Genomic DNA, 14,086 nt, shown 5'->3' with positions numbered 1-14,086 from the left:
TCTCATCGACAACAGGCACGAGGTGCGTGGTGGATTTCCCTTCCCGTTTTGAAGTGATCGTCATCGGTGGCGGTCATGCCGGTACCGAGGCCGCACTGGCGTCGGCGCGCATGGGTGTCAAAACCCTGCTGCTGACGCACAACGTGGAAACGCTCGGCCAGATGAGCTGCAACCCGGCCATCGGTGGCATTGGCAAAAGTCACCTGGTCAAGGAAATTGACGCCCTTGGCGGTGCGATGGCCATGGCTACTGACAAGGGTGGCATCCAGTTCCGTGTGCTGAACAGTCGCAAGGGCCCGGCTGTACGGGCTACTCGTGCTCAGGCAGATCGCGTGCTGTACAAGGCAGCCATCCGCGAAACCCTGGAAAATCAGCCGAACCTGTGGATATTTCAGCAAGCCTGCGATGACCTGATCGTTGAACAGGATCAAGTGCGCGGCGTCGTGACCCAGATGGGTATGCGCATATTTGCCGATTCAGTGGTGTTGACCACAGGTACGTTCCTTGGCGGACTTATCCACATCGGTATGCAAAATTATTCGGGCGGTCGGGCAGGTGATCCTCCTTCGATCGCACTGGCGCAAAGACTGCGTGAACTGCCGCTGCGCGTCGGCCGCCTGAAAACCGGGACCCCGCCACGGATTGACGGACGTTCTGTGGATTTTTCGGTGATGACCGAGCAACCAGGTGACACACCGATTCCGGTCATGTCGTTCCTGGGCAACAAGGAACAGCATCCGCCGCAGGTCAGTTGCTGGATTACGCACACCAACGCGCGGACTCACGAAATCATTGCGTCCAACCTCGATCGCTCGCCGATGTATTCGGGCGTGATCGAAGGTATTGGTCCGCGTTACTGCCCGTCGATCGAAGACAAGATCCACCGGTTTGCCGACAAGGAAAGCCATCAGGTCTTCATCGAGCCGGAAGGATTGACCACGCACGAGCTGTACCCGAACGGTATCTCCACGTCGTTGCCATTTGACGTGCAACTGCAGATCGTCCAGTCGATTCGCGGCATGGAGAATGCACACATCGTTCGTCCTGGTTACGCCATCGAATACGATTATTTCGACCCGCGTGATCTGAAATACAGCCTGGAAACCAAGGTCATCGGTGGTTTGTTCTTCGCAGGCCAGATCAACGGCACGACCGGTTACGAAGAGGCCGGTGCCCAGGGTTTGCTGGCCGGGACCAATGCTGCACTGCGCGCTCAAGGTCGCGACAGCTGGTGCCCGCGTCGGGATGAAGCGTATATCGGGGTTCTGGTCGATGACCTGATAACGCTTGGTACGCAAGAGCCTTACCGGATGTTCACGTCTAGGGCCGAATACCGGTTGATCCTGCGTGAAGACAACGCGGACCTGCGACTCACCGAAAAAGGCCGCGAACTGGGTCTGGTCGACGATGCCCGCTGGGCTGCGTTCTGCACCAAACGCGAAAGCATCGAGCTGGAAGAACAGCGCTTGAAAAGTACCTGGGTGCGCCCGGGTACCGCGCAGGGCGATGCGATTGCAGAGCACTTTGGCACGCCACTGACCCACGAATACAATCTGCTCAACCTGCTGACCCGTCCGGAAATCGACTATGCCAGTCTGATTGCCATTACCGGGCAGGGCTGCACTGACCCTCAGGTAGCCGAGCAGGTCGAGATCAAGACAAAATACTCCGGTTACATTGACCGCCAGCAGGACGAAATCGCCCGTCTGCGCGCCAGTGAAGACACGCGTCTGCCGGAAGACATCGATTACGCCGCGATATCCGGCCTGTCGAAAGAAATCCAGAGCAAGCTGGGGATAACTCGGCCAGAAACACTCGGACAGGCTTCACGCATTCCTGGCGTTACGCCGGCGGCTATTTCGCTGTTGATGATCCATTTGAAAAAACGCGGCGCGGGCCGTCAGTTGGAGCAAAGCGCTTGAGTTCTATGGTCACCCCGCAACACGCCCAAGAGTTATCCACCGGTGCCCGGGAATTGGGGATCGACCTCAGTCCGGCGCAGCACGAGCAATTGCTGGCGTATCTGGCGTTGTTGATCAAGTGGAACAAGGCCTACAACCTGACTGCGGTACGCAACCCGGACGAAATGGTATCGAGGCATCTGCTCGACAGTCTCAGTGTGGTGCCCTTCATCGAAGGTACGCGCTGGATCGACGTTGGCAGCGGCGGTGGGATGCCCGGCATTCCCATGGCCATCCTGTTTCCGGAGGGCAAAGTGGCGCTGCTGGACAGCAATGGCAAGAAAACCCGGTTTCAGACCCAGGTCAAACTGGAGCTGAAACTGGACAATCTTGAAGTTATCCACAGCCGTGCAGAAAGTTATCAGCCCGAAGTGCCTTTCGACGGGATCATCTCCCGTGCATTCAGCAGCCTGGAAGACTTCACCGGCTGGACGCGTCACATGGGCGACGTCAATACACGCTGGCTGGCAATGAAAGGGCTGCATCCTGATGATGAGCTGGTAGCATTGCCCTCGGATTTTCACCTCGATAGCGCACACGCCTTGACCGTTCCGGGTTGCCAAGGCCAACGCCATCTGCTGATACTGCGCCGCACGGCATGACGGGGAACACAAGCAAGAATGGCTAAGGTATTCGCGATAGCGAACCAGAAAGGTGGGGTCGGCAAGACCACCACATGCATCAACCTCGCTGCGTCGCTGGTCGCGACCAAACGCCGTGTGCTGTTGATCGATCTCGATCCCCAGGGCAATGCGACCATGGGCAGCGGTGTGGATAAACATAATCTGGAAAACTCGGTCTATGACCTGTTGATCGGCGAATGCGATCTGGGCGAGGCCATGCAGTTTTCCGAACACGGCGGGTATCAACTGCTTCCGGCCAACCGTGATCTGACGGCGGGTGAAGTGGTTCTGCTGGAAATGCAGATGAAAGAGAGTCGTCTGCGCAATGCGCTGGCGCCGATCCGCGAAAATTACGATTACATTCTGATCGACTGCCCACCTTCGTTGTCGATGCTGACCCTGAACGCGCTGGTTGCGGCAGACGGGGTAATTATCCCCATGCAGTGCGAGTATTTCGCGCTCGAGGGTCTCAGCGACCTTGTGGATAACATCAAGCGCATCGCTGAACTGCTCAATCCGCAGCTGAAAATCGAAGGTTTGCTGCGCACCATGTATGACCCGCGTCTGAGCCTGATCAACGATGTTTCGGCACAGCTCAAGGAACACTTTGGCGAGCAGTTGTACGATACGGTGATCCCGAGGAACATCAGGCTGGCCGAGGCGCCGAGTTTCGGCATGCCGGTGCTGGCGTATGATAAATCGTCTCGCGGTGCGCTGGCCTATCTGGCCCTGGCAAGTGAACTGGTTCGTCGTCAACGTCGCGGCGCAAAAACCGCTCAGCCAACCTAAGGAATTCCCATGGCCGTCAAGAAACGAGGTCTCGGACGTGGGTTGGACGCACTTCTGAGCAGTCCAACCGTCAGTTCGCTGGAAGAGCAGGCCGTCAAGGCTCCGCCAAGTGAGTTGCAGCATGTGCCGCTGGACCTTATCCAGCGCGGCAAGTATCAGCCGCGCCGCGACATGGATCCTCAGGCGCTCGAAGAACTGGCGCAGTCGATCAAGTCACAGGGTGTGATGCAGCCGATCGTGATTCGGCCTATCGGCGACAACCGCTTTGAAATCATCGCCGGTGAACGCCGTTGGCGTGCCAGCCAGCAGGCAGGTGTCGAGACAATCCCGGCGATGGTCCGTGATGTTCCGGACGAGACCGCGATTGCGATGGCGTTGATCGAGAACATTCAGCGCGAAGACCTCAACCCTATCGAGGAGGCCATGGCGCTACAGCGCCTGCAGCAGGAGTTTCAACTGACCCAGCAGCAGGTGGCGGATGCCGTCGGCAAGTCGCGTGTCAGTGTGGCCAACCTGTTGCGCCTGATTGCCTTGCCTGAAGCCATCAAGACCATGCTGTCCCACGGCGACCTGGAAATGGGGCATGCACGCGCCTTGCTCGGTCTGAGCGAAGATCGGCAGGTCGAAGGTGCGCGACATGTTGTCGCACGCGGGCTTACCGTGCGCCAGACTGAAGCACTGGTCAGGCAGTGGCTGAGCGGTAAGCCGGAGGCTGCCGAACCAGTCAAGGCCGACCCTGATATCAGCCGCCTCGAACAGCGTCTGGCCGAGCGTTTAGGCTCTGCGGTGCAGATTCGCCACGGACAGAAGGGCAAAGGCCAATTGGTCATCCGATACAACTCGCTGGATGAGCTGCAAGGAGTGCTCGCTCACATCCGCTGAAACAATTGCTCTGTAGCGTATAGTCGGAAATCACTACCCGACTGTTGAATAGGGGCTGAACCGCCCCTATACTCTGCGCGCATTTTGTCGGCACAAATTATGCCAAGTTATTGATTATGGCGACCGACATCGAAGGAGCAGTTGCGATGGAATCCCGCATGCCAGACCGCTTGCCGTTCTATCGCCTGGCGGTTTTTCCGCTATTGCTGGCTCAATTGATCGTGCTGCTCATGGCCGCATTGGTGCTATGGCAGTGGCAAGGAGTCGTTGCAGGATATTCGGGACTCTGTGGAGGCCTGATAGCCTGGCTACCCAATTTATACTTTGCTCACAAGGCATTCCGGTTTTCCGGGGCCAGAGCAGCGCAAGCCATCGTGCGGTCGTTCTACGCCGGCGAGGCAGGCAAACTGATTTTCACGGCAGTGCTTTTTGCATTGACGTTCGCAGGTGTGAAGCCACTGGCACCGCTGGCGGTATTCGGTGTGTTCATGTTGATCCAGGTGGTCAACTGGTTCGCTCCCCTGCTTACGAGAACAAGACTTTCGAGACCTTAGGGCGTTTGAGGCAACCATGGCAGAGCAAACAGCTTCGGGCTATATCCAGCACCACTTGCAGAACCTTACATTCGGGCACCTGCCCAATGGCGAATGGGGCTTTGCCCACACCGCAGCAGAAGCCAAGGAAATGGGTTTCTGGGCCTTCCACGTCGATACCCTCGGCTGGTCGGTTGCGTTGGGTCTGATTTTCGTTCTGATCTTCCGCATGGCGGCCAAGAAGGCAACTTCCGGTCAGCCTGGCGCACTGCAGAACTTCGTCGAAGTTCTGGTCGATTTCGTCGACGGCAGCGTGAAAGACAGCTTCCACGGCCGCAGCGCGGTTATCGCACCACTGGCGCTGACCATTTTCGTCTGGGTTTTCCTGATGAACGCGGTCGACCTGGTACCGGTGGACTGGATTCCGCAGCTGGCGATGCTGATTTCGGGCGACGAGCACATTCCGTTCCGTGCCGTTCCGACTACTGACCCGAACGCCACGCTGGGCATGGCCCTGTCTGTGTTCGCACTGATCATTTTCTACAGCATCAAGGTCAAGGGCATCGGCGGTTTCATCGGCGAACTGACCCTTCACCCGTTCGGCAGCAAGAACCTGTTCGTTCAGGCGCTGTTGATCCCGGTCAACTTCCTGCTGGAATTCGTGACGCTGATCGCCAAGCCTATTTCTCTGGCTCTGCGTCTGTTCGGCAACATGTATGCTGGCGAGCTGGTCTTCATTCTGATCGCCGTGATGTTCGGCAGCGGTCTGTTGTGGCTCAGCGGTCTGGGTGTAGTGCTGCAGTGGGCGTGGGCTGTTTTCCACATCCTGATCATCACCCTGCAAGCGTTCATCTTCATGATGCTGACCATCGTCTACCTGTCGATGGCTCACGAAGATAACCATTGAGATTCGTCTCAGGACGTGTCTGATGACCGTCTCGCCATCGGCGGGACGGTGCCCGCAAGGGCTGATGTAGAAACGATTTTGTTTTACCGCTTCAATTAAAAAAACCTAACCAATACGACGTAAAAGTCGGGAGGAAAGATGGAAACTGTAGTTGGTCTAACCGCTATCGCTGTTGCACTGTTGATCGGCCTGGGCGCACTGGGTACTGCAATCGGTTTCGGCCTGTTGGGCGGCAAATTCCTGGAAGGCGCTGCGCGTCAGCCGGAAATGGTTCCAATGCTGCAAGTTAAAATGTTCATCGTTGCGGGCCTGCTCGACGCCGTGACCATGATCGGTGTTGGTATCGCTCTGTTCTTCACCTTTGCGAACCCCTTCGTTGGTCAACTCGCTGGCTGATCACTCGAATTTTCGAGTTGATTGGTGTGATGGACAACGAACGAGCGAGGTGTTGGCGTGAACATTAATGCAACCCTGATTGGCCAGTCCGTTGCGTTCTTCATTTTTGTGATTTTCTGCATGAAGTTCGTGTGGCCTCCGGTCATCGCGGCTTTGCACGAACGTCAGAAGAAGATCGCGGATGGACTGGACGCTGCTTCCCGAGCAGCTCGCGACCTGGAGCTGGCCCAAGAGAAAGCGGGTCAACAACTGCGCGAAGCTAAGGCTCAAGCAGCTGAAATCATTGAGCAAGCCAAGAAACGCGGTACTCAGATCGTCGACGAAGCCCGTGAAACGGCACGCGTTGAAGCTGACCGTGTGAAGGCCCAGGCTCAGGCCGAGATCGAGCAGGAACTGAACGGTGTCAAAGACGCCTTGCGCGCCCAGTTGGGCAGCCTGGCAGTCAATGGCGCAGAGAAGATTCTGGGTGCCACAATCGATCAAAACGCGCACGCGGAGCTGGTTAACAAACTGGCTGCTGAAATTTAAGCGAGGGCGATCATGGCAGAACTGACCACGTTGGCCCGACCTTACGCGAAGGCGGCCTTCGAGCACGCGCAGGCCCACCAGCAGCTGGCCAATTGGTCAGCCATGCTCGGCCTGGCTGCTGCGGTGTCGCAAGACGACACCATGCAGCGCATGCTCAAGGCCCCGCGACTGACGAGCGCACAAAAGGCCACCACTTTTATTGAAGTGTGTGGCGAAAAGTTCGATGCCAAGGCACAGAATTTCATTCACGTCGTTGCTGAAAACGACCGCCTCCCGCTTCTGCCGGAGATCGCCGAACTGTTCGACCTGTACAAGGCCGAGCAGGAAAAATCGGTCGATGTGGATGTCACCAGTGCTTTCGCATTGAACCAAGAACAGCAAGACAAACTCGCCAAGGTTCTCAGTGCACGGCTCGGCCGGGAAGTGCGCCTGCATGCTGCGGAGGATGCCTCTCTCATAGGGGGTGTCGTAATCCGCGCCGGCGACCTGGTTATCGATGGCTCAGTTCGTGGCAAGATCGCGAAACTAGCCGAAGCATTGAAATCTTGAGTTTGAAGGGGCAGCAGAGCAATGCAGCAACTCAATCCTTCCGAAATAAGTGAAATCATCAAGGGTCGCATCGACAAGCTCGATGTAACCTCCCAAGCCCGTAACGAAGGCACAGTCGTCAGCGTGTCTGACGGTATCGTGCGGATTCACGGTCTGGCCGACGTAATGTACGGCGAGATGATCGAGTTTCCGGGCGGCGTCTACGGTATGGCGCTGAACCTTGAGCAAGACTCCGTGGGTGCCGTTGTACTGGGCGCTTACACGACTCTGGCTGAAGGCATGAGTGCCAAGTGCACTGGCCGCATCCTCGAAGTTCCGGTTGGTAAGGAACTGCTGGGTCGCGTTGTCGATGCACTGGGTAACCCAGTTGACGGCAAAGGTCCGCTGAACAACACCGAGACCGATGCGGTCGAGAAAGTTGCTCCAGGCGTGATCTGGCGTAAGTCGGTAGACCAGCCTGTACAGACTGGCTACAAGGCTGTCGATGCCATGATTCCTGTCGGGCGTGGCCAGCGTGAGCTGATCATCGGTGACCGTCAGATCGGTAAAACCGCTCTGGCCATCGACGCAATCATCAATCAGAAGAACAGCGGCATCTTCTGCGTCTACGTAGCAATCGGTCAGAAGCAATCGACCATCGCCAACGTTGTTCGCAAGCTCGAAGAAAACGGCGCACTGGCTAACACCATCGTCGTGGCTGCAAGTGCTTCCGAATCCGCTGCGCTGCAATTCCTTGCACCGTACTCGGGTTGCACCATGGGCGAGTTCTTCCGCGACCGCGGTGAAGACGCGCTGATCGTTTATGACGATCTGTCCAAGCAAGCAGTGGCTTACCGCCAGATTTCCCTGCTGCTGCGCCGTCCACCAGGCCGTGAAGCTTACCCAGGCGACGTGTTCTATCTCCACTCCCGTCTGCTGGAGCGCGCATCGCGTGTTTCCGAAGAGTACGTAGAGAAGTTCACCAATGGCGCAGTGACCGGCAAAACCGGCTCGCTGACCGCACTGCCGATCATCGAAACCCAGGCTGGCGACGTTTCCGCGTTCGTTCCGACCAACGTGATTTCCATCACCGACGGTCAGATCTTCCTGGAATCGGCCATGTTCAACTCCGGCATCCGTCCGGCTGTGAACGCCGGTGTTTCGGTATCCCGTGTGGGTGGTGCCGCTCAGACCAAGATCATCAAGAAGCTTTCCGGTGGTATCCGTACCGCTCTGGCTCAGTACCGTGAACTGGCGGCATTCGCCCAGTTTGCTTCTGACCTGGACGAGGCGACCCGCAAGCAACTTGAGCATGGTCAGCGCGTTACCGAGCTGATGAAGCAGAAGCAATACGCACCAATGTCGATCGCTGACATGGCGCTGTCGCTGTATGCCGCTGAGCGTGGGTTCCTGACTGACGTCGAAATCGCCAAGATTGGCAGCTTTGAACAAGCGCTGATTGCTTACTTCAACCGCGATCACGCCGATTTGATGGCGAAGATCAACGTGAAGGGTGACTTCAATGACGAAATCGATTCTGGCATGAAAGCCGGCATCGAGAAGTTCAAGGCCACCCAAACCTGGTAAGCCGCAGCGGGGGCCGCAAGGCTCCCGCTTGCTAACCTGATAGGTGTTACATGGCAGGCGCAAAAGAGATTCGCAGTAAGATTGCGAGCATCAAAAGCACGCAAAAGATCACCAGCGCCATGGAAAAAGTGGCGGTCAGCAAAATGCGCAAGGCTCAAATGCGCATGGCTGCTAGCCGTCCTTACGCGGAGCGCATTCGTCAGGTGATTGGTCATCTGGCAAACGCCAACCCGGAGTACCGCCACCCGTTCATGATCGAGCGCCCTGTGAAGCGGGTCGGTTATGTCGTAGTGAGCAGTGACCGTGGTCTGTGTGGTGGATTGAATACCAACCTGTTCAAGACTCTGGTCAAGGACATGGCGGTGAACCGTGAAAACGGTGTAGAGATCGATCTGTGCGTGGTCGGCAGCAAAGGTGCGGCATTTTTCCGCAACTTCGGCGGTAACGTCGTCGCTGCGATCAGCCACCTGGGCGAAGAGCCGTCGATCAACGACTTGATCGGCAGCGTCAAGGTGATGCTGGATGCCTACCTGGATGGCCGTATTGATCGCCTGTCCGTGGTATCCAACAAGTTCATCAACACCATGACCCAGCAACCAACAGTGGAGCAATTGATTCCGCTGGTGGCAACCCCGGATCAAGGGCTCAAGCACCACTGGGACTATCTCTACGAACCCGATGCCAAAGAGCTGCTAGACGGCCTTATGGTTCGCTACGTGGAATCGCAGGTGTACCAGGCGGTGGTCGAGAACAACGCAGCTGAACAAGCAGCGCGGATGATCGCGATGAAGAACGCCACAGACAACGCCGGTGATTTGATCAGCGATTTGCAGCTGATCTACAACAAGGCGCGTCAGGCAGCGATCACCCAAGAGATCTCGGAAATCGTCGGCGGCGCTGCCGCGGTTTAACGGTTCAAATATTAGAGGAACCAGCTAATGAGTAGCGGACGTATCGTTCAAATCATCGGCGCCGTGATCGACGTGGAATTCCCACGCGATAGCGTACCGAGTATCTACAACGCGCTGGAAGTTCAAAGCGCGGCAGGAACCACCCTGGAAGTTCAGCAGCAGCTGGGCGACGGTGTGGTTCGTACCATTGCGATGGGCTCCACCGAGGGCTTGAAGCGTGGTCTGGAAGTAACAGACTCTGGCGCAGCCATCTCCGTACCGGTCGGTAAAGCGACTCTGGGCCGGATCATGGACGTGCTGGGCAACCCGATCGACGAAGCAGGCCCGATTGCCACCGAAGAGCGCTGGGGCATTCACCGTCCTGCACCGTCCTTCGCTGAGCAGGCTGGCGGCAACGACCTTCTGGAAACCGGCATCAAGGTTATCGACCTGGTTTGCCCGTTCACCAAAGGCGGTAAAGTTGGTCTGTTCGGTGGTGCCGGTGTCGGCAAGACCGTAAACATGATGGAACTGATCCGTAACATCGCCATCGAGCACAGCGGTTATTCCGTGTTCGCCGGTGTGGGTGAGCGTACTCGTGAGGGTAACGACTTCTACCACGAGATGAAGGATTCCAACGTTCTGGACAAAGTGGCACTGGTTTACGGTCAGATGAACGAGCCGCCGGGTAACCGTCTGCGCGTAGCACTGACCGGCCTGACCATGGCCGAGAAGTTCCGTGACGAAGGTAACGACGTTCTGCTGTTCGTCGACAACATCTATCGTTACACCCTGGCCGGTACCGAAGTATCCGCACTGCTGGGCCGTATGCCTTCCGCAGTAGGTTACCAGCCGACCCTGGCTGAAGAGATGGGCACTCTGCAAGAGCGCATCACTTCCACCAAGAATGGTTCGATCACCTCGATCCAGGCCGTATACGTACCAGCGGACGACTTGACTGACCCGTCGCCTGCGACCACGTTTGCCCACTTGGACGCCACCGTCGTACTGTCCCGTGATATCGCTTCCCTGGGTATCTACCCTGCGGTAGATCCACTGGACTCGACTTCGCGCCAGCTGGACCCGAACGTCATTGGTCAGGAACACTACGACACCGCTCGCGGCGTTCAGTATGTGTTGCAGCGTTACAAAGAGCTGAAAGACATCATCGCGATTCTGGGTATGGACGAGCTGTCGGAGACCGACAAACAGTTGGTTAACCGTGCTCGTAAAATCCAGCGCTTCCTGTCCCAGCCTTTCTTCGTGGCAGAAGTCTTCACCGGTGCTTCGGGTAAATACGTTTCCCTGAAAGACACCATTGCTGGCTTCAAAGGCATCCTCAACGGTGACTACGACCACCTGCCAGAACAAGCGTTCTACATGGTCGGCGGCATCGAAGAAGCGATCGAGAAAGCCAAGAAACTGTAATCCCGGCGCCCGGAAACGGGCGCTAATTAGGTTGAGGCAAGCAAATGGCTATGACAGTCCATTGCGACATCGTCAGCGCGGAAGGGGAAATTTTCTCCGGTCTGGTCGAGATGGTGATTGCGCACGGCAACCTGGGTGATCTCGGTATCGCTCCAGGCCACGCGCCGCTGATCACTGATCTGAAGCCGGGCCCGATCCGCTTGATCAAGCAGGGTGGGGAAGCCGAGGTGTTTTACATCTCCGGTGGTTTCCTTGAGGTTCAGCCGAACATGGTCAAGGTGCTTGCCGATACTGTGCAACGTGCTGCCGACCTGGATGAAGCTTCTGCTCAGGCTGCCGTACTGGCTGCCGAGAAGGCTCTGAACGAGAAAGGCGCAGATTTCGACTACGGCTCTGCAACTGCTCGTCTGGCCGAGGCTGCAGCTCAGCTGCGCACCGTTCAGCAAATTCGCAAGAAGTTCGGCGGCTAACCCCGCTGCATTCGATGCGCGATTGAGAAAAAGGGTAGCCTCGGCTACCCTTTTTCTTTTTTCAGATTTCCTCTTTCAAGTCAGCCCGCCTTCGGCCCGGTTGCCGCTCAGTTGGTAGTCCTATCATGTCCCTCGATATCGTTATTCTCGCTGCTGGCCAAGGTACCCGGATGCGTTCCGCCTTGCCCAAGGTCCTGCATCCCGTGGCTGGCAACTCCATGCTTGGTCATGTTATCCACAGCGCACGTCAGTTATCCCCAAATGGAATACACGTCGTGATAGGACACGGCGCTGATGCTGTTCGTGAACAGCTGGCAGCCGATGACCTGAATTTCGTGATGCAGGACAAGCAACTGGGCACAGGCCACGCTGTTGCTCAGGCTCTGCCTGCGCTTACGGCTGAGACCGTGTTGATTCTTTATGGCGATGTGCCGTTGATTGAGGTGGAGACGCTTACGCGCCTGCTCAAACTCGTCAATCCGCAGCAACTGGGCCTGTTGACTGTCACCCTGGACGACCCCACCGGTTACGGCCGCATCGTTCGCGACCAGCAGAATCGTGTCTGCGCGATTGTCGAGCACAAGGATGCGAACGATGTACAGAAGGCAATCACCGAAGGCAACACTGGCATTCTCGCGGTGCCTGCCAAGCGTCTCGCTGACTGGCTGGGGCGGCTGTCCAACAACAACGCCCAAGGCGAGTATTACCTCACAGACGTAATCGCCATGGCCGTCAATGATGGGCTGATTGTTGCTACAGAGCAGCCTTACGGCGCAATGGAAGTGCAGGGTGCCAATGATCGCAAACAGCTCTCCGAGCTGGAGCGCCATTACCAGTTGCGCGAAGCCCGCCGGTTGATGGCGGGTGGTGTAACCCTGCGTGACCCTGCGCGATTCGATGTGCGCGGCGAAGTCAGCGTCGGCCGCGATGTGCTGATCGACATCAACGTGATCCTTGAAGGCAAGGTAGTCATCGAGGACAACGTGGTCATCGGCCCTAACTGCGTCATCAAAGACAGCACCCTGCGCAAGGGGGTCATCGTCAAAGCCAACAGCCACATCGAAGGCGCAATTCTGGGCGAGGGCAGCGATGCCGGCCCGTTTGCACGTCTTCGCCCTGGCAGTGTGCTGGGCGCCAAAGCGCATGTGGGTAACTTTGTTGAACTCAAGAATGCGAACCTGGGCGAGGGTGCCAAGGTTGGTCATCTGACTTACCTGGGAGATGCCGAAGTCGGCGCACGCACCAATATCGGTGCCGGTACCATCACCTGTAACTACGATGGTGCCAACAAGCACAAGACGACGTTAGGCACAGACGTGTTCATTGGTTCTAACAACTCACTGGTCGCGCCTGTGGATATCTTTGACGGTGCGACGACCGCAGCCGGTTCGACCATCACGCAGAACGTGCCCACTGAACAACTCGGCGTGGCTCGCGCCCGCCAACGCAACATCGAAGGCTGGAAGCGTCCTGTGAAAATCAGGAAAGACTGAGTTATCCACAGCCCGGAAAAATGATGTTCTGTGGGAGCGGACTCGTCCGCGAAAGCCATCCCCCGTCCTGGAATCTATGTAAATAGTTTTCGCGGACGAGTCCGCTCCCACAAAATGCATTCCGGGTTGGTCCAACTGGCCTATGCATACTTCTGAGAGCGGAGCACTGGAGCGAGAGTTACAGGAATCTCGTTCCTCATGGTCCATTGAAAATGCCCTGCCAAACCCTCTGGCCTTGACCAAGCCCAAAAAATAGGTTTTGATTGCCTTCGTTATCTTTCGAAACGAAACTTAAGGCTGTCATGTCGAAGCGCAATACACCACAACGTCGCCACAACATTCTTGCCCTGCTCAATGAGCTGGGTGAAGTTAGCGTCGACGATTTGGCCAAACGCTTTGAAACTTCTGAAGTTACGATTCGAAAGGATCTGGCAGCCCTCGAAACCAATGGTTTGCTGTTGCGCCGTTACGGGGGCGCAGTGCCGCTCCCTCACGAGCTGATCAGCGAAAGCAGCCAGCCGGTTTCCCGTTACAAACAGGCCATTGCCCGCGCTGCGGTTTCCCGAATTCGCGAGCACGCCAGAATTATTGTCGACAGTGGCAGCACCACGGCTGCGTTGATCCCTGAACTGGGCCAGCAACCTGGTCTGGTGGTCATGACCAACTCACTGCATGTGGCGCGAGCCCTTACTGAGCTGGAACACGAACCGGTCCTGTTGATGACTGGCGGAACATGGGATCCGCACTCGGATTCTTTTCAGGGGCAGGTCGCTGAACAGGTACTGCGCTCCTACGATTTCGATCAGTTGTTCATCGGTGCCGACGGCATCGATCTGACTCGTGGCACCACCACCTTCAACGAGCTGCTGGGCTTGAGCCGGGTCATGGCGGAAGTCGCCCGGGAAGTCGTTGTCATGGTCGAGGCCGACAAGGTCGGTCGCAAGATCCCCAATCTGGAGCTGCCCTGGAGCAGTATCCACACCCTTATTACTGATGATCGTCTGTCCAGCGAGGCTCGCGATCAGATACAGGCCCGCGGCATCAATCTGATTTGTGCTGCTGTCAGCTAGG

The 14,086-nt window shown here is 57.0% G+C and carries 15 protein-coding genes; all 15 read left to right on the top strand.

Annotation, left to right across the window (positions count from 1 at the left end):
* Positions 1-29 precede the first annotated feature (29 nt).
* The 15 genes from mnmG to FFH21_RS28130 all read left to right on the top strand — a co-directional run bounded on the left by mnmG (position 30) and on the right by FFH21_RS28130 (position 14,085).
* On the top strand, positions 30-1,922 hold the full coding sequence (gene mnmG, locus FFH21_RS28200) for a tRNA uridine-5-carboxymethylaminomethyl(34) synthesis enzyme MnmG (protein ID WP_011169941.1): 1,893 nt from the start codon (positions 30-32) through the stop codon (positions 1,920-1,922).
* Positions 1,919-2,563 carry a 16S rRNA (guanine(527)-N(7))-methyltransferase RsmG gene (gene rsmG / locus FFH21_RS28195; RefSeq protein WP_041924686.1) on the top strand — a complete coding sequence of 215 codons (645 nt, stop codon included), beginning with the start codon at positions 1,919-1,921 and terminating at the stop codon, positions 2,561-2,563. Before mnmG ends, rsmG begins: the two co-directional genes overlap by 4 nt.
* 18 nt (positions 2,564-2,581) lie before the next feature.
* Positions 2,582-3,373, top strand: coding sequence for a ParA family protein (locus FFH21_RS28190; RefSeq protein ID WP_002555991.1), 792 nt, complete (start codon positions 2,582-2,584; stop codon positions 3,371-3,373).
* Between the two features lie 9 nt (positions 3,374-3,382).
* Positions 3,383-4,255 (top strand): ParB/RepB/Spo0J family partition protein, encoded by an 873-nt coding sequence (locus FFH21_RS28185; RefSeq protein ID WP_002555990.1) that lies wholly within the window; start codon positions 3,383-3,385, stop codon positions 4,253-4,255.
* 146 nt (positions 4,256-4,401) lie between these two features.
* Positions 4,402-4,809, top strand: a complete 408-nt coding sequence (locus tag FFH21_RS28180; RefSeq protein WP_002555989.1) for a F0F1 ATP synthase subunit I — start codon at positions 4,402-4,404, stop codon at positions 4,807-4,809.
* 16 nt (positions 4,810-4,825) lie between these two features.
* The gene (gene atpB / locus FFH21_RS28175) at positions 4,826-5,695 is read left to right on the top strand and encodes a F0F1 ATP synthase subunit A (RefSeq protein WP_002555988.1); all 870 of its coding nucleotides are present in this window, start codon (positions 4,826-4,828) and stop codon (positions 5,693-5,695) included.
* 138 nt (positions 5,696-5,833) lie between these two features.
* Positions 5,834-6,091, top strand: a complete 258-nt coding sequence (atpE, locus tag FFH21_RS28170; RefSeq protein WP_002555987.1) for a F0F1 ATP synthase subunit C — start codon at positions 5,834-5,836, stop codon at positions 6,089-6,091.
* Positions 6,092-6,148: 57 nt separating this feature from the next.
* Positions 6,149-6,619, top strand: coding sequence for a F0F1 ATP synthase subunit B (locus FFH21_RS28165; protein ID WP_002555986.1), 471 nt, complete (start codon positions 6,149-6,151; stop codon positions 6,617-6,619).
* A 12-nt stretch (positions 6,620-6,631) separates the two neighbouring features.
* Positions 6,632-7,168 carry a F0F1 ATP synthase subunit delta gene (locus tag FFH21_RS28160; protein WP_003315956.1) on the top strand — a complete coding sequence of 179 codons (537 nt, stop codon included), beginning with the start codon at positions 6,632-6,634 and terminating at the stop codon, positions 7,166-7,168.
* 21 nt (positions 7,169-7,189) lie between these two features.
* The gene (gene atpA / locus FFH21_RS28155; protein ID WP_002555984.1) at positions 7,190-8,734 is read left to right on the top strand and encodes a F0F1 ATP synthase subunit alpha; all 1,545 of its coding nucleotides are present in this window, start codon (positions 7,190-7,192) and stop codon (positions 8,732-8,734) included.
* A 50-nt stretch (positions 8,735-8,784) separates the two neighbouring features.
* Positions 8,785-9,645, top strand: coding sequence for a F0F1 ATP synthase subunit gamma (gene atpG, locus FFH21_RS28150; RefSeq protein ID WP_003367855.1), 861 nt, complete (start codon positions 8,785-8,787; stop codon positions 9,643-9,645).
* A 27-nt stretch (positions 9,646-9,672) separates the two neighbouring features.
* The gene (atpD, locus tag FFH21_RS28145) at positions 9,673-11,052 is read left to right on the top strand and encodes a F0F1 ATP synthase subunit beta (RefSeq protein WP_011169939.1); all 1,380 of its coding nucleotides are present in this window, start codon (positions 9,673-9,675) and stop codon (positions 11,050-11,052) included.
* A 44-nt stretch (positions 11,053-11,096) separates the two neighbouring features.
* A complete protein-coding gene (locus tag FFH21_RS28140) occupies positions 11,097-11,522 on the top strand; it encodes a F0F1 ATP synthase subunit epsilon (RefSeq protein ID WP_002555981.1) in 426 nt (141 codons plus the stop codon).
* Between the two features lie 125 nt (positions 11,523-11,647).
* On the top strand, positions 11,648-13,015 hold the full coding sequence (gene glmU, locus FFH21_RS28135; RefSeq protein ID WP_011169938.1) for a bifunctional UDP-N-acetylglucosamine diphosphorylase/glucosamine-1-phosphate N-acetyltransferase GlmU: 1,368 nt from the start codon (positions 11,648-11,650) through the stop codon (positions 13,013-13,015).
* Positions 13,016-13,317: 302 nt separating this feature from the next.
* A complete protein-coding gene (locus FFH21_RS28130; protein ID WP_004660501.1) occupies positions 13,318-14,085 on the top strand; it encodes a DeoR/GlpR family DNA-binding transcription regulator in 768 nt (255 codons plus the stop codon).
* Position 14,086 lies beyond the last annotated feature (1 nt).

Source organism: Pseudomonas sp. KBS0707, from assembly GCF_005937945.2.
Taxonomy (GTDB): Bacteria; Pseudomonadota; Gammaproteobacteria; order Pseudomonadales; family Pseudomonadaceae; genus Aquipseudomonas; species Aquipseudomonas amygdali.
Note: the sequence above shows the minus strand (reverse complement) of the source record. Positions and strands in the feature narration are given on the sequence as shown.

Excerpts from the sequence above, each read along its gene's own strand:
- FFH21_RS28190 (WP_002555991.1), top strand. The coding sequence starts at position 2,582 with ATGGCTAAGGTATTCGCGATAGCGAACCAGAAAGGTGGGGTCGGCAAG.
- FFH21_RS28185 (WP_002555990.1), top strand. The coding sequence starts at position 3,383 with ATGGCCGTCAAGAAACGAGGTCTCGGACGTGGGTTGGACGCACTTCTG.
- FFH21_RS28180 (WP_002555989.1), top strand. The coding sequence starts at position 4,402 with ATGGAATCCCGCATGCCAGACCGCTTGCCGTTCTATCGCCTGGCGGTT.
- atpB (WP_002555988.1), top strand. The coding sequence starts at position 4,826 with ATGGCAGAGCAAACAGCTTCGGGCTATATCCAGCACCACTTGCAGAAC.
- atpE (WP_002555987.1), top strand. The coding sequence starts at position 5,834 with ATGGAAACTGTAGTTGGTCTAACCGCTATCGCTGTTGCACTGTTGATC.
- FFH21_RS28160 (WP_003315956.1), top strand. The coding sequence starts at position 6,632 with ATGGCAGAACTGACCACGTTGGCCCGACCTTACGCGAAGGCGGCCTTC.
- atpA (WP_002555984.1), top strand. The coding sequence starts at position 7,190 with ATGCAGCAACTCAATCCTTCCGAAATAAGTGAAATCATCAAGGGTCGC.
- atpG (WP_003367855.1), top strand. The coding sequence starts at position 8,785 with ATGGCAGGCGCAAAAGAGATTCGCAGTAAGATTGCGAGCATCAAAAGC.
- atpD (WP_011169939.1), top strand. The coding sequence starts at position 9,673 with ATGAGTAGCGGACGTATCGTTCAAATCATCGGCGCCGTGATCGACGTG.
- FFH21_RS28140 (WP_002555981.1), top strand. The coding sequence starts at position 11,097 with ATGGCTATGACAGTCCATTGCGACATCGTCAGCGCGGAAGGGGAAATT.
- glmU (WP_011169938.1), top strand. The coding sequence starts at position 11,648 with ATGTCCCTCGATATCGTTATTCTCGCTGCTGGCCAAGGTACCCGGATG.
- FFH21_RS28130 (WP_004660501.1), top strand. The coding sequence starts at position 13,318 with ATGTCGAAGCGCAATACACCACAACGTCGCCACAACATTCTTGCCCTG.